The organism is Caballeronia sp. INML1, assembly GCF_023631085.1.
GTDB classification, from domain to species: domain Bacteria; phylum Pseudomonadota; class Gammaproteobacteria; order Burkholderiales; family Burkholderiaceae; genus Caballeronia; species Caballeronia turbans.
The window spans coordinates 35,980-55,430 of sequence record NZ_JALQDT010000012.1 but is presented as its reverse complement, the minus strand read 5'-3'; the positions used below and the strand labels follow the sequence as shown (position 1 = coordinate 55,430).

General features: G+C 64.4%; 19 protein-coding genes and 1 tRNA gene. 5 read left to right on the top strand and 15 right to left on the bottom strand.

Features of this window, described 5'->3' with window-relative positions:
* Positions 1-36 precede the first annotated feature (36 nt).
* Positions 37-900: an HlyD family secretion protein gene (locus NCR38_RS05170; RefSeq protein ID WP_061120100.1), complete on the top strand. Its 864-nt coding sequence runs from the start codon at positions 37-39 to the stop codon at positions 898-900.
* A 116-nt stretch (positions 901-1,016) separates the two neighbouring features.
* Here NCR38_RS05170 and NCR38_RS05165 read toward each other — a convergent pair whose 3' ends face one another.
* The 13 genes from NCR38_RS05165 to NCR38_RS05105 form a co-directional block, all read right to left on the bottom strand.
* Positions 1,017-1,829 (bottom strand): ABC transporter substrate-binding protein, encoded by an 813-nt coding sequence (locus NCR38_RS05165; RefSeq protein WP_250476526.1) that lies wholly within the window; start codon positions 1,827-1,829, stop codon positions 1,017-1,019.
* A 177-nt stretch (positions 1,830-2,006) separates the two neighbouring features.
* Positions 2,007-3,023: a succinylglutamate desuccinylase gene (gene astE, locus NCR38_RS05160; RefSeq protein WP_061120101.1), complete on the bottom strand. Its 1,017-nt coding sequence runs from the start codon at positions 3,021-3,023 to the stop codon at positions 2,007-2,009.
* Positions 3,007-4,356 carry an N-succinylarginine dihydrolase gene (gene astB, locus NCR38_RS05155; protein WP_061120153.1) on the bottom strand — a complete coding sequence of 450 codons (1,350 nt, stop codon included), beginning with the start codon at positions 4,354-4,356 and terminating at the stop codon, positions 3,007-3,009. Before astB ends, astE begins: the two co-directional genes overlap by 17 nt.
* 15 nt (positions 4,357-4,371) lie before the next feature.
* Positions 4,372-5,844, bottom strand: coding sequence for a succinylglutamate-semialdehyde dehydrogenase (astD, locus tag NCR38_RS05150; RefSeq protein WP_061120102.1), 1,473 nt, complete (start codon positions 5,842-5,844; stop codon positions 4,372-4,374).
* Between the two features lie 12 nt (positions 5,845-5,856).
* Positions 5,857-6,888, bottom strand: coding sequence for an arginine N-succinyltransferase (astA, locus tag NCR38_RS05145; RefSeq protein ID WP_061120103.1), 1,032 nt, complete (start codon positions 6,886-6,888; stop codon positions 5,857-5,859).
* Positions 6,885-7,931 (bottom strand): arginine/ornithine succinyltransferase subunit alpha, encoded by a 1,047-nt coding sequence (aruF, locus tag NCR38_RS05140; RefSeq protein WP_061120154.1) that lies wholly within the window; start codon positions 7,929-7,931, stop codon positions 6,885-6,887. The genes astA and aruF overlap by 4 nt, the downstream gene beginning before the upstream one ends.
* Positions 7,932-7,947: 16 nt before the next feature.
* Positions 7,948-9,174, bottom strand: a complete 1,227-nt coding sequence (locus tag NCR38_RS05135; protein ID WP_061120155.1) for an aspartate aminotransferase family protein — start codon at positions 9,172-9,174, stop codon at positions 7,948-7,950.
* A gap of 131 nt (positions 9,175-9,305) precedes the next feature.
* Positions 9,306-10,283 carry a GlxA family transcriptional regulator gene (locus NCR38_RS05130; protein ID WP_250476537.1) on the bottom strand — a complete coding sequence of 326 codons (978 nt, stop codon included), beginning with the start codon at positions 10,281-10,283 and terminating at the stop codon, positions 9,306-9,308.
* Positions 10,284-10,329: 46 nt separating this feature from the next.
* A complete protein-coding gene (locus NCR38_RS05125; RefSeq protein ID WP_409241422.1) occupies positions 10,330-11,157 on the bottom strand; it encodes an ABC transporter ATP-binding protein in 828 nt (275 codons plus the stop codon).
* An 18-nt stretch (positions 11,158-11,175) separates the two neighbouring features.
* A complete protein-coding gene (locus NCR38_RS05120; RefSeq protein WP_061120105.1) occupies positions 11,176-11,910 on the bottom strand; it encodes an ABC transporter permease in 735 nt (244 codons plus the stop codon).
* A 23-nt stretch (positions 11,911-11,933) separates the two neighbouring features.
* On the bottom strand, positions 11,934-12,623 hold the full coding sequence (locus tag NCR38_RS05115; protein ID WP_061120157.1) for an ABC transporter permease: 690 nt from the start codon (positions 12,621-12,623) through the stop codon (positions 11,934-11,936).
* 286 nt (positions 12,624-12,909) lie between these two features.
* Entirely contained in the window at positions 12,910-13,308 is a 399-nt protein-coding gene (locus NCR38_RS05110; RefSeq protein WP_250476524.1) for a hypothetical protein, read from the bottom strand.
* Between the two features lie 49 nt (positions 13,309-13,357).
* A complete protein-coding gene (locus NCR38_RS05105) occupies positions 13,358-14,944 on the bottom strand; it encodes an EAL domain-containing protein (protein ID WP_061120107.1) in 1,587 nt (528 codons plus the stop codon).
* Positions 14,945-15,219: 275 nt separating this feature from the next.
* Between NCR38_RS05105 and NCR38_RS05100 the strand changes: the two genes are divergently transcribed.
* From NCR38_RS05100 to rpsU, 4 genes are all read left to right on the top strand, one after another.
* Positions 15,220-15,759: a GNAT family N-acetyltransferase gene (locus NCR38_RS05100; RefSeq protein WP_061120108.1), complete on the top strand. Its 540-nt coding sequence runs from the start codon at positions 15,220-15,222 to the stop codon at positions 15,757-15,759.
* A gap of 53 nt (positions 15,760-15,812) precedes the next feature.
* The gene (locus NCR38_RS05095; RefSeq protein WP_061120109.1) at positions 15,813-16,406 is read left to right on the top strand and encodes a YigZ family protein; all 594 of its coding nucleotides are present in this window, start codon (positions 15,813-15,815) and stop codon (positions 16,404-16,406) included.
* Between the two features lie 26 nt (positions 16,407-16,432).
* Positions 16,433-16,741, top strand: a complete 309-nt coding sequence (locus NCR38_RS05090; RefSeq protein WP_086961388.1) for a 2Fe-2S iron-sulfur cluster-binding protein — start codon at positions 16,433-16,435, stop codon at positions 16,739-16,741.
* A gap of 164 nt (positions 16,742-16,905) precedes the next feature.
* The gene (gene rpsU / locus NCR38_RS05085; RefSeq protein WP_006999077.1) at positions 16,906-17,118 is read left to right on the top strand and encodes a 30S ribosomal protein S21; all 213 of its coding nucleotides are present in this window, start codon (positions 16,906-16,908) and stop codon (positions 17,116-17,118) included.
* 315 nt (positions 17,119-17,433) lie between these two features.
* Here rpsU and NCR38_RS05080 read toward each other — a convergent pair.
* Positions 17,434-17,510: transfer RNA gene (locus NCR38_RS05080), tRNA-Met, on the bottom strand.
* A 39-nt stretch (positions 17,511-17,549) separates the two neighbouring features.
* On the bottom strand, positions 17,550-19,094 hold the full coding sequence (locus NCR38_RS05075) for a peptide MFS transporter (RefSeq protein ID WP_061120111.1): 1,545 nt from the start codon (positions 19,092-19,094) through the stop codon (positions 17,550-17,552).
* Positions 19,095-19,451: the final 357 nt, after the last annotated feature.

Below are 19,451 nucleotides of genomic sequence, written 5' to 3'. Positions count from 1 at the left end.
CATCACTTTTCATACAAGCTGAAAAAGAGTTGCATCATGATTCTTCGGAAAATCATCGGCGTCGTTTTGACGATCGCCATTTTCGCCGTCGCGCTCATCATCGGGCGCGTGCTCTGGGTGCATTACATGGATGAGCCGTGGACGCGCGATGGCCGCGTGCGCGCGGATGTCGTCAATGTCGCGCCGGATGTCTCGGGCGCGGTCGTGCAGTTGCCGGTTCGCGACAACCAGCTCGTGAAGAAAGGCGATCTCCTGATGGAGATCGATCCGTCGCACTATCAGATCGCGGTCGAGCAGGCGCAGGCGAACGTTGCGGCGCGCGCGGCCGAATTGCGCATGCGCCGTGCGGATGCCGCGCGCCGCGCCGATATGGACAGTCAGGTCGTGTCGAAGGAAGCGCGTGAAAACGCGATGCAGACCGCATCGACCGCACAAGCGCAGTTGCAACAGGCGCAGGCCGCGCTCGATGCCGCGAAGCTCAATCTCGAACGCACGAAGGTGTTCTCGCCGGTCGATGGTTACGTGACGAACCTGAACGTGTTTCGCGGCGATTACGCGACGGCGGGCGCAGCCAAGCTTGCGATCGTCGACAGCCATTCGTTCTGGGTGTACGGCTATTTCGAGGAAACGAAGCTGCCGCGTGTGCGCATCGGCGACAAGGCGTCGATTCGCCTGATGAGCGGCGGCGAGTTGAAGGGACATGTGGAGAGCATTTCGCGCGGCATCTATGACCGCGACAATCCGCAAAGCCGCGAACTCCTCGCGGACGTGAACCCGACGTTCAACTGGGTGCGACTCGCGCAGCGCGTGCCGGTGCGCTTGCATATCGATGACGTGCCGCAGGGGGTGCTGCTGAGCGCGGGGACGACGTGTACGGTGGTGATTGCGCCGTCGAGTTGAGCGATTTTCCGTGCCATTCGCGATATGGTTTATGCGCTTTTGAGCCAGCCAGACGAACAAAAAGCCCGCTCCGGAATTCCCTGAGCGGGCTTCTTGCATACAGCGTCGACGCCGCCTTACTTGAGCACGACCTTCACATCGAAATACTTCTGCGCGAAGCGCTCGATCGTCCCGTCGTCCTTCAATTCCTTCAACGCGCGATTGAGCGCTTCCTTGAGCGCCTTATCGTTCTTGCGCACACCGAAACCCACGCCGGAACCCAGCAGCTTGTCATCCGACACGGCAGGTCCCGCGAACGCGAAGCCCGCGCCCTGCGGCTGCTTCAGAAATCCCTTCGACGCTTCGGCATCCTGGAACGCCGCATCCAGACGACCCGACGCCAGATCCGCATAGATCTGGTCCTGCGCCTGATACGACGCGACATCGATGCCCGCCGGCGCCCACTTCGCCTTCGCGTACGTCTCCTGGATCGAACCTTGCAGCACGCCCACGCGCTTGCCCTTCAGACCATCGACGGTCGGCTGGATCGCGCTGCCCTTCTTCGCGATGAGCTGATTGGGGATCGTGTAGATCGGATCCGTGAAGTCGATGGCGACCTTGCGCTTGTCGGTGATCGTCATGTCCGAATTGATGCCGTCGAACTTGCGCGCCTGCAATGCGGGAATGAGGCCGTCGAACGAGTTCTCGACCCACACGCACTTCATCTTCAACCTTGCGCACACCGCGTTGCCGATGTCGATATCGAAGCCCGTCAGCTCGCCGCTCGGCGACTTCGATTCGAACGGCGCGTAAGACGCTTCGACGCCGAAACGCAGTTCCTTCATGTTATCGGCTGCTTGCGCGTTCAACGCGGCGATGCCCGTGACGATAGTGGCGCCCAGCACAGCGAACGCGGCGAACTTGCGACCGACCAGATGCGATTTTTTCAACTTCCATCTCCTTCCATTGCGGTTCGATCCGGGTGTCATGATGCGGCTTCGCACATCCGATGAAGCATTGCGGCACAAAATTCCCCACTCGCATCCGACACCGGGGCGCGATTGTAGCGTGCACGAATCCCGGGGGCTTCGGACGAATCCCGGTAAGCGATTCGGCAGCCGATTGACTCAATCGAGAGAGGCGAGCGTCGAATCGGTCGTGTCGACGACCATCAGGCCGGCACGAAGCCCGGGCTTCACCTTCGGATTCGGAAACACGATGCGCTCTTCATCGTGCGACACGCGATAGCGATAATCGCCATCGTGCGCGAGCTCGGTGCCTGCGGGGAACGCGGTGAAGTTCGGCACATCGCTCGCGACATTCAGCACGAAGTGGTCGCTCTGCTTGTCGATCTGCGCGACGACCGTAAACACGCGCAACGGCGCATCCTCCGTTGGCCCCTCGCCCGCGATCAGGCGACGCAACGCCGCATCCGATGCCGCGAAGCGCGCAAGCTCGTTCTGGCCGAACGGCCGCACTTTGCCCAGCTCCAGCGTGCACGCGAGCGCGCCTGCCTGCTCGGCCGTGAAATGCGTGAAGGTGTTGCCCTTCTCGCGATGCAGAAGCACGGCCTGCAGACGCGCATCGCGCAGCCAGTCGAACATCGCGCGCGCGAGCGGCGCGCCCGTGTGCGGCAACAACGCGAACTGTTCGAACACCGATGCGCGGATCGCGGTATGCATGTCGATGTGCCACTTCGGATGCGCGGTCGCATCGAAGAAGTTCAGTGCGGCGCGTTCGAGTTCGCCGGCGCGCGGCGCTTCGCGGCTCGTTTCGAAACGCGCATGACGGCCGCTGAACAGGCGATTGAGGTCGTCGTCGAGATACCGGTCGCCCGCGCGCATCGCGCCGATGTTACCGAGCACGACCAGCACGCGCGCGGCGAGCGGCGCCCGGCCACGCGCGATATCCGCGACGAGCGAAGACAGCATCTCGATCGGCGCGGTTTCATCGCCATGAATGCCCGCCGATACGAGCACGCTGTGCGTCGGTTCCTGGCCGGGTTCGAGCGATAACACCCCTTCGCCCTGCCACGTCCAGCGCACGCCCGAAGGCGCGGTTCCCACGTTCGCCGCGGGACGCCTGCCTTCGAGCGTGAAAGCAAGGAAGTCTTCGAGCAAGGGTGAATCAGCGCTGGAAGTCATAGACGGCACCGAGTCCGAGAATGGTCGTCAGTTCGTCGAGTGCCGCGCGCGATTCGGCGAGCAGCGTCGGATCGGCGAGATCGGCGGGCGCGAGACGGTCGCGATAGTGTCTGTCGATCCACGCATCGAGCTGTGTGAAGAGCGCGTCGTTCATCCATACACGCGCATTGACCGCGGCGCGCTCGGCATCGTTGAGCACGACACGCAGACGCAGGCAGGCCGGGCCGCCGCCGTTCTTCATGCTTTCGCGCAAATCGAAGACGAGCACTTCGTCGATGGGCGTTACGCGCGACGCGAGCGAATCGAGATAAGCCGCCACGCGCGCGTTCTCGCGGCATTCCTGCGGCACGACGAGCAACTGCCTGCCATCCGCGCCAGACAGCAACTGGCTGTTGAAGAGATACGACGAGACCGCGTCCTCCACGCTCACTTCGCTTTCCGGCACTTCGAGCGCGGTAAACGGCGTGCCGAGCGCCTCGAGCTTCGCGCGCAGTTCGTCGTAGACCTTGTGCTGATCGACGAACGCGCGCTCATGGCAAAAGAGCGTCGTGCGATTGCCGACCGCGATCACGTCGTTATGGAACACGCCCGCGTCGATCACGCCGGGCGATTGCTGCGCAAACACGGTTGCACTATTGGACAGGCCATGCAGGCGCGCGACCGCGCGGCTCGCTTCGAGCGTCTGACGCGCGGGATAGCGCTGCGGCTGCGGACCCTGTCCGTACTCGCTCTTGCCATACACGAAAAACTCGACGCCCTTGTCGCCGTACTCGCGAGCGAAGCGCGTATGGTTCGCCGCGCCTTCGTCGCCGAGTGCGGGCGTGCCGGGCAGCGCGTGATGGATGCGAAAGCGGGACTCATCGGCGAAGATCGCGCCGAGCGAGCGGCGTGTTTCGCCATGCTCGATCGCGCGATGTAGCTTGGCCGCGAGATTCGCGGGCGTGAAATGCACGCGGCCGTCTTCCGTGTCCGCCGACGGGCTCACGGTCGCAGCGTTCGCGGTCCACATCGCCGATGCCGAGCTTGCCGCGGCGAGCAGTTCGGGCGCTTCACGCGCGGCGCGGGCGATCACGCTCGCGTCGTCGCCGGAAAAGCCGACATCGCGCAACAGCCTGATCGACGGGCGTTCCAGCGGCGGCAGCACGCCCTGCTGGAAACCGAGATCCGCGAGCCGCTTCATCTTGCGCAAGCCCTGCTTCGCGGCGGCCTTCGGGTTCGCCACCGACTTCTCATTGCTGCGCGACGCGACGTTGCCGAACGAAAGTCCCGCGTAGTTGTGCGTCGGGCCGACCAGCCCGTCGAAGTTCGCCTCGTATGCTTTCGATGCCTGCATGGTCATTTCCCGTACTTAAAACGTGAGTCCCGGCGACACGCTCGCGGGCATCTGCAATTGCGCGCTTTCCACCGATGCCATCGGATAGGAGCAGTAGTCCGCCGCGTAATACGCGCTCGGCCGCTGATTGCCCGAGCGTCCGATGCCGCCGAACGGCGCCGCCGACGATGCGCCATTGGTCGGCCGGTTCCAGTTGACGATGCCCGCGCGGATCGTGCGCTGGAAGTGCTTCCATGCGGCTTCGTCGTCGGCGAGCAGGCCTGCGGAAAGGCCGTACGCGGTATCGTTCGCGCGCTCGATCGCTTCGTCGAAGGTCTGGTAGCGCGTCACCTGCACCATCGGGCCGAAGTGCTCTTCGTCGGGCACGTCGCGGGCGTTCGTCACGTCGAGGATCGCGGGCGACACGAAGCCGAGATTCGCCGCGCGCTGCACCATTTCTAGCACCGGCTTCGCGCCCGCTTCGATGAGGCGCGCCTGCGCATCGACGAGGCGCGCCGCCGCACGCGCCGAAATCACGGCGCCCATGTACGGCTGCGGTTCGTCGTCGAACTTGCCGACACGGATGTTGGCGCTCACCTCGGTGAAGCGCTGCATGAAGCGCTCGCCGAAGGCATCGTCGGGAACGAAGAGACGGCGCGCGCACGTGCAGCGCTGCCCCGCCGACAGAAACGCCGACTGGATCGTGTGATGTACGGCTGCATCGACGTCCTCGACGTTCGCGACGACGAGCGGATTGTTGCCGCCCATCTCCAGCGCAAGCACGATTTCGGGACGCCCGCCGAACTGCTTGTGCAGCAGCGTGCCCGTGTCGGAGCTGCCGGTGAAGAACAGCCCGTCGATCTGCCGGTGATTCGCGAGCGCGACGCCCGTATCCTTCTCGCCCTGCACGAGATTGAGCACGCCAGCCGGCAGTCCGGCCTGAATCCACAGCGCGAGCGTCGCAGCCGCCACGCCGGGCGCGAGTTCCGATGGCTTGAACACGACCGTATTGCCGGCGACCAGCGCAGGCACGATATGCCCGTTCGGCAAGTGGCCCGGAAAGTTGTATGGCCCGAACACGGCGACGACACCATGCGGACGATGCCGTAGCACCGCGACGCCATCGGCCATCGGCGCGCGCTTTTCGCCGGTTCGCTCGTGATACGCCTGCACGGAAATATCGACTTTGGCGGCCATCGATGCGACTTCCGTGCGCGCTTCCCACAGCGGCTTGCCGGTCTCGCGGCCGATCGCGCTCGCGAGCGCGTCCTTGTTTTCGTTGAGCAGGGCCGCGAAGCGTTTGGCGATCGCGACACGCTCATCGAACGACAGCGCGGACCAGGAAGCGAACGCGCGCCGCGCCGACGACACCGCGCGATCCACGTCTTGCGCCGATGCGCCCCGGCCTTGCCATACGATCTCGTCGGAGCCCGGATTGCGCGATGCAAACGCGGCGCCCTTGCCGTCCTGCCAATCACCGCCGATATACAACTGGTTAGAAATATCCATGTTCTCTCTCGTTCACTTCGCGCGCGGATAAGACGTCAGCACGCGCACGTTGTCGCCTTCCTTCACGCGCAATGCGGCGGCTTCTTCCGCCGTCAGCACAAACGCGCCGTTCTCGACCGCGCCCGTCGTCGCGCCGCAGCGGAAGTCTTCGAGCAGCGTGTTCGATACGAGGCTCTTCGCGTCGCTGTCCGTCTGCGTGCGATCGCCGATGCGCACGCGGGCGACCACGCTCTCACGCACGGTGCGCAAGTCTGTCGTATGGCATTCGAGCACCGGGCCCGCATCGAAGATATCGACGTGGTTCTCGTAACGCAGCCCTTCCGCTTCGAGCATCTTGCGCGCGGGCGCCGTGTCCTTGTGCGTGACGCCGACCGCGCGTTGCGCCGCATCCGGCAGCAAGTCGAGATACACCGGGTAGCGCGGCATCAACTCGGCGACGAAAGACTTCTTGCCGTGCGAGCTCAGGTAATCCGCTTCGTTGAAATCGATCTGATAGAAGTGCGAGCCGACCGCGTCCCAGAACGGCGACTCGCCGTTCTCGTCGAAGTGTCCGCGCAGTTCCGCGCACAGGCGCTGCGGAAAGCGATCCGTGAACTGCGCGATGAACATGAAGCGCGAGCGCGACAGCAAGCCGCCCACACCCGCCGTCCGATAACGCGGGCTCAGGAACAGCGAGCACACTTCCGCATAACCCGTCAGATCGTGCGAGATGTTGAGCAGCGACATGCGCGTCCATACGCCCATGTCCTTGCTCGCATGCACGACCGTCGACACGCGATAGTTGTAGAACGGCTGCTCCAGCCCGACTTCCGTTTCGATGCCGCACACACCGGCGACATCGCCCGTCGCGGTGTCTTCCATCACGAAGAAGTAGCCCGCTTCGAAGGCCTGCGCCTCGCCGGCGAGCGTGCGGCGCGCACGTTCGACGCGTGCCGCGAGCGCGCCGCGATCCGGCTTGAACGTGGTGAGTCCGGGACCCGTTTCCTGGGCGAGCGCGACGAGCGCATCGACATCGCCCGGCTGCGTGCAACGCACGACGATCATTGCAATTCTCCCGATGCCTGATGCAACGGCACGCAACGCACCGTGTCCTTGTCCTCCACGCCGAGCGCGGCGCGCGCGGCGGCGGTCAATGCGGCGCCGTCGGCGCGCGTTCCCGCCAGTCCGGCGACGATGCAGCGGAACTCATGCGCCCCGCCTGCGGCGACGATATACGGCGCGCCGCTTTCGGATGCGCCCTCGCGCACCGTGCGCAGCTCGCTCGAACTCGCCGATGCGCTCTTGCCGACGGCGATGGTGAGCACCGGGCCCGCATCGAAGATATCGACGAAACGATCCGGCTCGAAGCCTTCTTCGAGATGGATGTCGTAAGCGAGCAGCGTGCCTTCGTTCGGCTCGCCGAGCACGCGCTGCGCTTCGCCTGGCAGCAAAGGCACATAGAGCGGATAGCTCGGCATCACTTCCGCGATGAACGTGCGGCTGCGTCCGCCCGATTCCGCTTCCACCTGCTCGAAGTCGCGACCGAAGAACTTGCGGCCCACCGCATCCCAGAATGGCGAGGCGCCGGTGTCGTCGGTGACGCCGAGCATCAGCGAAAAGACTTCGCTCGAGAAGCGCTTGCGGTTCGCCGCGATGTAGATCATGCGTGCGCGCGACAGCAGATGTGCCGCCGCTTCGTTCGCTTCGTTGCGCAGCGACGGATCGATGTAGAAACCCGTCAGACGGCTCTTGCCCGTCAGTTCGTGCGACATCGTGAGCGCGTGGATCTTGCGGTTCACCTTGAGCTCGCGCGACGCGTGAATCAGCGCGTCGTTGCGAAACGCGTAGAACGGCTCGGAATACCCCGCCGACGCGACGATGCTCGACGTGCCGAGCAGCCGGCCCGTTTGCGCATCTTCGAGCACGAAGAGATAGAACTCCTCGCCGGGGAATTCGACTTCGGCGCGAAACGAGTCTTCCGACAACGCGACGCGCGTTTCGAGCGCGCGCCGGTCGCGCGGCAGCGAGTGCAGCACGGGAAGCGCTGCGCGCGCCATCCGTTCGAGCTCGTCGAGATCGGAGAGTCTTGCGGGACGAACGAATAGCATCATCGGGTCCTGTTGATCACTTGACGGCCGCGGTGCCGACGACCTGCTCGATCGCCTTGCCGATGCGCGCGAAGCCCTCGTCGAGATCGGCCATCGGCATGATGAGCGACGGCGCGAAGCGCAGCACGTTCGGCCCGGCGATCAGCATGATGACGCCGTTCGCCGCCGCCGCATTGAGCACGTCCTTCGCGCGGTCCTTGTATGCGTCGTTCAGCTCCGCGCCGATCAGGAGACCGCGTCCGCGAATCTCCTTGAACATGCCGAAGCGCTCGTTGAGACGCTCCAGATGCGTTTTGATCGCGCGGCTGCGCTCGTTCACGCCTTCGAGCAGCTTCGGATCGCTGATGAGCTCGACGACCTTCTCCGCGATCGACGCGCCGAGCGGATTGCCGCCATACGTCGTGCCGTGGACGCCGACCTTGAAATGCGCGGCGATCTCGCTGGTCGTGAGCATCACGCCGATGGGGAAGCCGTTGCCCAGCGCCTTCGCGCTCGTGAGGATGTCGGGCGTCACGCCGTACTGCATGTACGCGTAGAACGTGCCCGTGCGGCCGACGCCCGTCTGCACTTCATCGAAAATGAGCAGCGCACCGTGCTTGTCGCACGCTTCGCGCAGGCCCTTCAGGAACGCGGGATCGGCGGGCAGCACGCCGCCTTCGCCCTGCACCGGTTCGACGATGACCGCGCACGTCTTCGGGCCGATGGCTTCGAGCGCCTTTGGCAGATCGTTGTACGGCAGATGACGGATACCCTGCGGCTGCGGGCCGAAGCCTTCGGCGTACTTCGGCTGGCCGCCGACGCTCACCGTGAAAAACGTGCGGCCGTGGAACGACTGCGTAAACGAGATGATCTCGATCTTGTCCTCGCCGTGATTGTCGATCGCATAGCGGCGCGCGAGCTTGAGCGCCGCTTCGTTCGCTTCCGCGCCCGAGTTCGCGAAGAACGCGCGATCGGCGAAGGTCAGATCGGTCAGGCGTTTCGCGAGGCGCAACACCGGCGCATTGGTGTAGCCGTTGCCGATATGCCAGAGCTTTTCGCCCTGCTCGTGCAGCACTTTCAGTAATTCGGGATGACCGTGGCCCAGCGCCGTTACCGCGATGCCGCCGGCGAAATCGACATAATCGCGGCCTTCGGTGTCCCATACGCGCGAGCCGCGGCCCCGGTCGGGCACGAAATTGGCCGGTGCGAATACCGGGACCATTACTTCGTCGAATGTACCGCGATTCACTGTGATGTCGGTCATGAGCCACTCCTCGTCAGGTTCGTGCATCGGTGTCAGCACCGGTTCTTGGCAATCAGCTTCGATATTAGGCAATCGCGCGCGTTCCGTCTTGCGCGTTCGCGACATGCTTCGATGGGGTTTTTTCGCAGCCTTCAGGCGGGTTCGGGCGGCTCGATCAGCGCGCCGCCGCGCGGCTCGTCGATGGCGCCGCCGCGCTGCTTTTCGATCCAGTTGCGGCGCTCCTCGCGCGGCGTCACGCCGAAGCGGTCGCGGTACGCATTGGAGAAATGCGCCGCCGAGGAAAAGCCGCACGCGAGGCTGATCTGCACCACGGATTTGCTCGTGCGCTGCAACTGCGTGCGCGCTTTCGTGAGGCGCAGGTTGAGGTAGTACTTCGAGGGCATTGCGCCGAGGTACTGGCGAAAGAGCCGCTCGAGCTGCCGCCGCGAAATGCCGACGAGACTCGCGATTTCATCGGTGGCGAGCGGATCTTCGATGTTCGCTTCCATCAGTTGCAGCGCATCGTTCAGGCGCGGGTGACGCTCGCCCGGCGCGGTGACGAACGGGATGCGCTGACGCTCCGTGCCCGCGCGCAAGGTGCCGATGCCGAGCGAATCCGCGATGCGCTCCGCGAGATCCGGGCCGTGATCGCGCGCAATCATCGCGAGCATGAAGTCGATGCTCGCCTGGCCGCCGGAACATGTGGCGCGGTCGCGGTCGATTTCGAAAATCTGCTGACTGACGATCGCGCGCTCGAACTGCTCGGTGAATTGCTGATACGTTTCCCAGTTCACCGCGACGCGGTATTGCGCGAGCTGGCCGGCCATCGCGAGCCACCATACGCCGTGATGAATGCCGGTGACGAGCGGCGTGCGCGGCGCGACGCGCGCGAGGCTCGCGAGAAAGAGGCGGTAGTCGGCGAACTGCTGATAGCGCTCCGACACGACGATGAGCCAGTCGCAACGCACCGCGTCGTTGAATGCGCAATCGGCCGGGAGTTGCGCACCGCCCGAAAGCGGCACGGGCCGGCCGTCCCAGGAACAGATGCGCCATTCGTAGAGACGATGGCCGTCGATCTCGTTGGCGAGAGAGAGACAGTCGATGATCGTGCCGATGCCGCTCATCGACATCGGCGGGAGCGCGACGATCGCAACCTGCAGCGGCGCGCCTGCCACGTTATTTCAGGCTGCCCGACAGGAACTGCCGAAGACGCTCGCTCTTTGGGACGCTCAGCACTTCCGCAGGCGCGCCCTCTTCTTCCGTGCGCCCCTGATGCAGGAACATCACGTGGTTCGACACGTTGCGCGCAAAGCCCATCTCGTGCGTGACGACGATCATCGTGCGGCCTTCCTCGGCGAGATTCTGCATCACCTTCAGCACTTCGCCGACGAGTTCGGGATCGAGCGCGGACGTGGGTTCGTCGAAGAGCATGACATCGGGATGCATCGCGAGCGCGCGCGCAATCGCGACGCGCTGCTGCTGCCCGCCCGACAAGTGCGACGGATACTGCTTCTCGACGCGCGGCGGCAGGCCCACTTTCTCCAGATACGTGCGCGCACGATCCTCCGCTTCCTTCTTCGACACGCCGAGCACGTGGATCGGCGCTTCCATCACGTTCTCGATGGCCGTCATGTGCGACCAGAGATTGAAATGCTGAAACACCATCGCGAGCTTGGTGCGCACGCGCTGCAACTGCTTGTGATCCGCGACTTCGAGATTGCCGGCGCGGTCGGCCTTCGTGCGCACGGTTTCCCCATCGACGATGATTTGCCCCGCGTTCGGCCGCTCGAGAAAGTTGATGCAGCGCAAAAACGTGCTCTTGCCCGAGCCGCTCGCGCCGATGATGCTGATGACATCGCCGGCGCGAGCGGCGAGCGAGACGCCCTTCAACACTTCGTTGTCGCCGTAGCGCTTGTGAATGTCCTCGGCGACGAGCTTGGTCGCGACGTCTTTGGCGGTTGGCTCCAACGCTTTCTCCTCGGGTGATGACAGGGACTGATGCATGGTTTCGAATTCTACCGCTCAGGCACGCCGCGCCCCATGCGCCGGGCCCGCCGGCCGCAGGTACGCGAGCCAGTGCCGCTCCGCGCGCCGGAATGCCGCGACGAGCGCGAACGAGATCGCCACGTAGAGGAGCGCCGCGATGCCGAACGATTCGAACGATTGATAGGTGGCCGAATTCGCATCGCGCGCGACCTTCAGGATGTCCGGCACGGTCGCCGTGAACGCGACGGTGGTCGCGTGCAGCATCAGAATCACTTCGTTGCTGTACAAAGGCAAGGCGCGGCGCAACGCCGACGGCAGGATCACGCGTCGATACATCGTGAACGTGCTCATGCCGTAGGCGCGCGCGGCTTCGACTTCGCCGTGCGGAATTGCGCGGATCGCGCCGGCGAAGATTTCGGTCGTGTAGGCGCAGGTGTTCAGCGCGAACGCGAGAATCGCGCAGTTGAAGCCGCTGCGAAAGAACGCTTCGAGCAAGGATTGCGTGCGCACGAATTCCAGGCTGTACATGCCCGTGTAGAGCAGCAGCAGTTGCACGTAGAGCGGCGTGCCGCGGAACACGTAGGTGTAGATGCGCACGGGCGTCGAGAGCCAGCGGTTGCGCGACACCCGCGCGCAGGCGAGCGGCACCGCCGCGCAGAAGCCGAGCGCGATCGACGTCGCGAGCAGCCATAACGTGACGACGAGGCCCGACGCGCGCATGCCGTCGGAGTACAGGAACGGGCGCCAGTATTCGGCGAAGATCTGGATCATGGCTTGTCGCTCGCTAGCAGAGATCAGAGTTCGGCATGGCGCACGCCGATCGAATAGCGGCGCTCGAGCGCCATCAGCACGAGATTCGACGCGCTCGTGATCGCGAGATAGATCAACGCCGCGATCAGAATGAAGAAGAACATGTTGAACGTGCTCTTGCCCGCGTCCTGCGCGGCTTTCACGACATCGGCGAGGCCGATGATCGACACGAGCGCCGTCGCCTTCACGAGCACTTGCCAGTTATTGCCGATGCCGGGCAACGCGAAACGCATCATCTGCGGAAAGAGGATGCGGGCGAACACGCGCATGCCGCTCATGCCGTATGCGCTGCCCGCTTCCAGTTGACCGCGCGGCACGGCGAGAAACGCGCCGCGAAACGTTTCGGTGAAGTACGCGCCGTAAATGAAGCCGAGCGTGAGCACGCCGGCCGTGAACGGGTCGATATCGAACTGATCCCAGCCGAACGCATCGGTCAGATTGTTCACCGCGATCTGGATGCTGTAGAAAAGCAGCAGCATCAATACGAGATCGGGCACCGAGCGGATGAGCGTCGTGTACGCGGTCGCGATGGCGCGCCACGGAGCGTGACGCGAAAGTTTCGCGGATGCGCCAGCCAGGCCGAGCAGCACCGATACCGCGAGAGACAGCACCGCGAGCGCGAGCGTCTCTTTGGCGCCCGCCCAGAGGAGCGGAGCAAAGCCGTACAGGTTCAAGAGTCGCCTCCAACGTCTTTTCGTGTTGACCGGAAAGAAACGGAGCGCGCGATGCAAAGGCGCGCTCCGGCGATTGGCGGCGATACTCGCAAGCGAAAATCAATCGCTCAATGACGTTGGACCATGTTTGCTGCGACGCAGCATGAGAACGAAGCGCGCGGCGGCGCCGTCATCTGCCCGCCGCGCAATGCTGTCCGCGTGCGACAGACAGGAAAACCCGCACATGCGCGGCCGACGAAATTTGCATTTTTCAGGTCGCATTTTCGATAGACCGCGCGCAGGCGCTCTACGCGCGCGCGACGCTCCGCACGTGCTGCGCGACCTGCCCGTTCGCCACGGCGACCTCCGGGCTATCCTGCAGCAAGGGCAGGAACTGCTCCGCGAAAACAGGATCGCGCGTCCCGGCGCTGAACATGTCGGCAACCGCCTTCGCATGTGCGATGCGCGCGTCGGCGGTGGCTTCGTCGTCGTCGAGCACGTCGTCGATGGCGGCGATCAATGTCGAAAGCGGCGTAAGCCAGCGATACGCCGAACCGTTGATCACGATCTGCAGGAATTCGCCCGGCGACACCGGCCCGAACTCGGCCTCGTGGCGCGCGCGCAGATGCGCAAGAACGCTGCGATGAAGCGCAAGCAGCGGATGGCGCACGTCGCGCAGGAAAGCGGTGGCTGTCTGGTCGTTCATGATCGTGCCTCGTCTGGAAACGACTTAAGTGAGGACGTTTCGGTATCGATCAAGCGCCGCGCGTCCTGCCCGCATACCGGATGAATTCCGCCGCCGAAAGCGGCGCGGAGAAGAACCAGCCCTGTCCGTACTGCGCGCCGCGCGCCTGCAGATACGCGGCCTGCTCCTCGCGCTCGATGCCTTCGGCGATCACCTGCACATCGAGCGTCACGGCCATGTCGATGATGTGCGAGGCGACGCTGCTCGACGCCGCGTCCTGCCCGACGGTATCGACGAAGGACTTGTCGATCTTCAGGCCGTCGATGCGGAAGTTCTGCAAGTGCGAGAGGCTCGAATAGCCGGTGCCGAAATCGTCGAGATAGACGGCGTGGCCTGCTTCCCGGAACGCGCTGATGACTTCCTTGGCGGCATCGGCGTCGAGAAAGCTGCGCTCGGTCGCCTCGATGCGGATCTGCGCCGGCCGCACGCCTTGCCGCGCGATCGCCGGGCCGAGCACGTCGAGAAAGCGACGCGTCGTGAGATCCTGCGCGGAGAGGTTCACCGACACGTAATACTCCGGATAGCGCCTGAGGAAGTCGCCGAGTTCCAGCAGGATCGTGTCGAGCACCTGATCCGTGATTGCCTGGATCAGCCCGCGATGCTCCGCGAGCGGGATGAATTGATCGGGCCGCACGATGCGATCGTGATATTTCCAGCGCACGAGCGCTTCGGCGCCGACGCAGCGTCGCGTGGCGAGATCGACGATCGGCTGATACGCGACGATGAACTGGTGCCGCCGCACCGCGTCGCTCAGCTGGCCGCGCGGCGAAAGCCGGCGCACGACGAAGAACGCCGCCCAGCTCGCGAACAGGAGCCCCGCCACGACGCCGCCGAGCAGCCAGCCCCAGGGCAGCGTGCGCAGGCGCTGATGCAGCGTCTGATGCGGCGCGCTCACGACGACCGCGAGCGGCATCGACACGGAGCGGCGCACGACGTACGGCGCGCAGTCGCGCACGGGCGGCGCGGTGCGATACGCGGCGAGGATGGCGTTGGCATCGGTGGCGGGCGTGGTCGCGATCACGCGGCTCACGTCCGTGTTGATGACGGCGACGCCGCTCGCGACGTCGTCGTTCGCATCGAGCGCGTCGATGTAAAGCGATGGATCGGCGGCGATGTAAAAACCGTTTCGGCCCATCACGAGCGAAGACTTGCCGCCCGGCAGGCGCGACAGGCCATACCACGCCATCACGCCGTCGCGCGAGCGCCAGTCCGGCGGCGGCAACGTGAGACCGTCGAGCACGCCCGCCGACACCGCGCCGAGCAGCGACGAGCACTGCCAGCGGCCAGCGTGATCGTATGCGCCCGCATCGCGCACTTGCTCATGCGTGAGCGCGATACGCCGCAGTTCTTTCAGATACGGCGGCGAGCATGGCGTCGCCGCCACCTTGCCGATCTCCCCGAGCGCACCGGAAAGACGCCGCGTGAGCTCCTCGGCGCGATAGAGCGCGGCCTCGGCGACCATGTTCAGGCGCTCGGCCTCGTCATGCCGCTGGCTGCGCTGCGCGAACAAAAAGCCGATCCCCGCCGGCGCCAGCGCCGCGATTACCACGATGACGATCAGAAGCGCCGCCAAGGCACCACGTTGAATGTTGTTCATTGCGTGTGATGGACCGCGGCGCGAGCCATGTCGCGCGCCGCGTTTTTCGTTTCCTGCTCGACTGCGTCGGCTCGTCTTGCGCCGCTCATGCGAGAGTCTCGGACAAACGACCTAGTGTAGGGGCCGGGCATCGCCCGGTTCAACGAATTCTTTGCCCGAAAACTCAACCTTTTGGTGGGCTTCCGCACGGCCCGCAGGCCCTTTTTTTGCCGACTGCGCGCCGTGCGAAAATGGCATGACCAGAAACGGCGTTTTCCTTGCATCGAACGATAACTATGGACTCACACGACCGCCCCCGTCCGCTCGTGCGCGACGCCGCGCCCGGGGACTTCGACGCCATCGCGCGCATCTATTCGCACTACGTCGAGCACGCGCTCGCGACCTTCGAGGAGATCGCTCCTTCCGTCGACGAGATGCGCGCGCGTCACGCGGCAATCGCGGCGGCGGGTTTGCCCTATCTCGTCGCGGAACTCGATGGCCGACTGGCGGGCTATGCGTATGCGTCGGCCTACCGGCCGCGCTCGGCTTACCGCCATACGATCGAGGATTCGGTCTATGTTGCCGAGGGTTTCGGCCGCTGCGGCATCGGGCGCGCGCTGCTCACGGCGCTCATCGAACGATGCGGGCGCGGCCCGTGGCGGCAGATGATCGCGGTGATCGGCAACAGCGGCAACGCGGGATCGATCGCGCTGCATGCGCAGCTCGGCTTCGAGCATGCCGGCGTGCTGCGCGATGTCGGCTTCAAGCACGGACGATGGGTCGACACCGTGCTCATGCAGCGCGCGCTGAACGCGGCCCCGCACGCCCCGGCATGACCGGTCGCGCTGAGCGGCTATGATTCGCCTTTTGCCTCTGCGCATTTTCTGCTTTGCCAACGTACACCCTCGCCTCTGCCGTCAGCGCCGAAATCGACATCCGCAAGAGCCGCTTCATCGCGCTCGCGCTGCCGGTTGCGGACCGCGATGAAGCCATGCGCGAACTCGGGCGCCTGCGCGCCGAGCACCCGGCCGCCACGCACGTCTGCTGGGCGCTGCTCGCGGGCGGTCAGTCGGGCATGTCCGACGACGGCGAGCCTTCCGGCACCGCCGGCCGGCCGATTCTCGAAGTGCTGCGGCATCACGAAGTCGACGGCGTGCTGGCCGCCGTCGTGCGCTATTACGGCGGCATCAAGCTGGGCGCGGGTGGGCTCGTGCGTGCCTATACGGACGCGATCGCCAGCGCGATGCAACTGGCCGAACGCATCGAGCGCATCGAGCGCGGGTTGATCGGCATCGACATCGACTACGCGGACGAAGCGCGCGTGCGGCGTTGGATCGAGCAGCACGACGCGGAACTCGTGCAGAGCGAATACGGCATGACCGTGCGCCTCGTCGTGCGCATGCCAGCGGCGGCGCGCGAACCGGCGGCCGCCGAACTGCGCGATCTCACCCATGGCCGCGCGGGTGTCGAGGTGAAAGCGTGACCGACGACGCGCCGCGCGCCTTCGCGATGGTCATCGAGCCCGCCGGGCACTTCGTCGCGGTGAGAGACGGCGTCACGCTGCTCGAAGCAGCGCTGCAAGCGGGACTGTCGCTGCCGCGATCGTGCCGCAACGGCACGTGCCGCGCATGCATGTGCCGGCTCGTCGATGGTGACATCGCGTATCGCGTCGAATGGCCGGGACTGACGTCGGAGGAACAGGCCGAGGGATGGATTCTGCCGTGCGTGGCGCTCGCGCAATCGGACGTGACGATCGAACAGCCCGACGCGCGCGAGGCCGTACCCGATTCGCGCCCTGTGCGCTCGCGCGGCTTCTGAACCCGGGTATTCCGGGATTGTCGTCTCGATTCAACGACCTACGATGTGATTCCCGAGTCCGCGCGTGCATGTCTTCGTACAAAGTGCGTGCAGGCCGACTCTCAAAAAGTGTACAATTGCGTTTTGCCCTAAATTCTGGCAGGGCCAGATCAACCGAGATTTCAATGACTAAAGTACTGTTGAAAGAGAACGAGCCTTTCGACGTCGCCATGCGTCGTTTCCGCCGTACCGTCGAACGCACGGGCCTGATTCAAGAGCTCAAGTCCCGCATGGCCTATGAAAAGCCGACGACCGAGCGCAAGCGCAAGAAAGCTGCTGCTGTCGCTCGCCTGCGCAAGCAGATTCGTCGCGCGCAACTGCCGAAGAAATTCTATTGATCGACGCAGGGCATACTGCCCTCGTCCATCCTGACAGGATCGGCATCGCAACCTGAGATCGATCGGGTCGCGGTTTCGCGCGCAGGTCGCGTGAAAGCTCGCGGATTTGCGCACTTTCGGTTGCGCCCCAGTCGAAACAAGTTGGCAAGATCGCACAAAGCCTGCATGAGTGAAAGCTCATGCAGGCTTTTCGTGCTTGGGGATGAATTTTCTGTTGGAGAGGTCGCGCGAATAGGTTAGCCGGTGCTAGGCACGAAAAAAACGAGCGCGGAAAAGCAAAGAGCCCGGATGAACCGGGCTCTTTGCTTGACGATTTGGTTGCGGGGGTAGGATTTGAACCTACGACCTTCGGGTTATGAGCCCGACGAGCTGCCAGACTGCTCCACCCCGCGTCTGAAGAATTAAATTATAGACCGAAGCATTCATCGAAGTCAAACGTTGTTTGCACTCAATCGTGCCGCCGGCTGCGCACGCTCTTTCGCTACGGCGTTCACGGCCTCCTCCACAGCACGCTGATGCGCCCGCGACAGTCTGCCGAGCACGGGCAGGAGTGCCACGGCGACCGCCGCGCCGCCCGCCGCAAGCCAGCCGAGCCCGACGAACAGATGCGTGTAGAGCGGCAGCGATTGCAGCGGCTCGAGATTGCCCGACGGCATGCGCGCAAAGTTGGCCACGACGCTGCCGAGATACTGCGAAACGCCCGTCGCGACGAAATACGCGCCCATCATGAAACCGCTCATGCGGACCGGCACGTAACGCGCGATCATCGCGAGGCCGAGGCCCGACACGAGCAGTTCGCCAAGCGAATAAAGACCGTAGCCCGCCACCATGAACCACGAAGACACGCGCCCGTCGATCGCGTAACGTCCGCTCAGACCGAAGACGAAGAAACCGACCGCGACGACGACGAAGCCCAGTGCGTACTTCGCCGCCACGGGAATATCGCGGCCGCGGCGCGCCTGTCGCGTGTAGACGAACGCGAGGATCGGGCTCAGCAGCATGATCCAGATCGGGTTGAGCGCCTGGAACTGCGCGGCGCTCCATGTGAACAGCTCGACGCCGCCGATCGCGAACGACGGATCGACGTTGCGGAGCGCGAACAGCGTGAGCGACGTCGACATCTGCTGATAAAAGACGAAAAACAGAATGACCTGGAGCGTGAGGATCAGCGCGGCGACGAGCCCGGCGCGCTCGCTGCGGTCGCACTTCGTGAGCATGTAGCCGAAGATGCCCAGAATCGCGACGCCCGCCGCGTAGACGCACGCGACGGCCACCGCCTTGTGCTGCAGGACGAACACGGTCGATGCCGCGAGCGCGATGCCGCCCGCCGCCACCGCGAACGCGTGCTTCCAGCAAATGGGCTGATCGTCCGGCGCGGAGCCGATGTGCGCGAGCGTTCGACGCATCAACGCGAAATTGAGCAGGCCGAGCGCCATGCCGCCGCAGCACACGGCGAACGCGGCGTGCCAGCCCCAGTGATCCTTGATCCACGGCGTCGCGAGCATCGAGAAGGTCGAGCCGATGTTCACGGCCATGTAGTAGATCGTGAACGCGCTGTCGATGCGCGCATCGTCGCCCTCGTAGATGCGGCGCACGAGATTCGCCGCGTTCGATTTGAAAAGCCCGTTGCCGACGACGATCACGCCGAGCGACGCATACATGAAACCGAGCGTGTCGATGGGCAGCGCGAGCATCAGATAGCCGAGCGCGAGCACGATCCCGCCGGCGGTCATGGTGCGGCGCGCGCCGAGCACCTTGTCGCCGATCCAGCCGCCGATCGACGGCGCCGAAAACACGAGCGCGGTGAACGCGCCCCAGGTCAGGTTGGCGTGGTCATCGGCGAACCCGATCTTGTCGACCATGAACAGCACGAGCAACGCAGCCATGCCGTAATAGCCGAAGCGCTCCCACATTTCGATCAGAAAAACAGTCGTGAACGAGCGCGTCTGCGAGGTGCCGGACGAGTGAGTAAGCATCGGAGAAAATCCTTCGGACAACAATAAGCGAATCGGCGCAAACCAAGCTTCCGATCGCAAGAAATAACCAAATGAACGAGACGCGCGGATCAGGGCATGTGGCGATCGCGGGTGCGATTATCCGCGAGTAAAACTCAAAATTATCGCAGATTGCAGACGAATGTCTGCTTGCAATCAAGAGACGTGGCGGTGAAGCATATCGGGGAGGTGCGAGAGTTGCGCGCGCGACGCGGCCTGGCCGCATATGCAAGTGGTTGAACTTTTCATTGAACTTCTATTTTCCTGACGCGATTCTCGCGTGTGGCGAGAATCGATCGTTGCAGATATCGAACGCACCGAAGGGTCGCTTCACGCGCG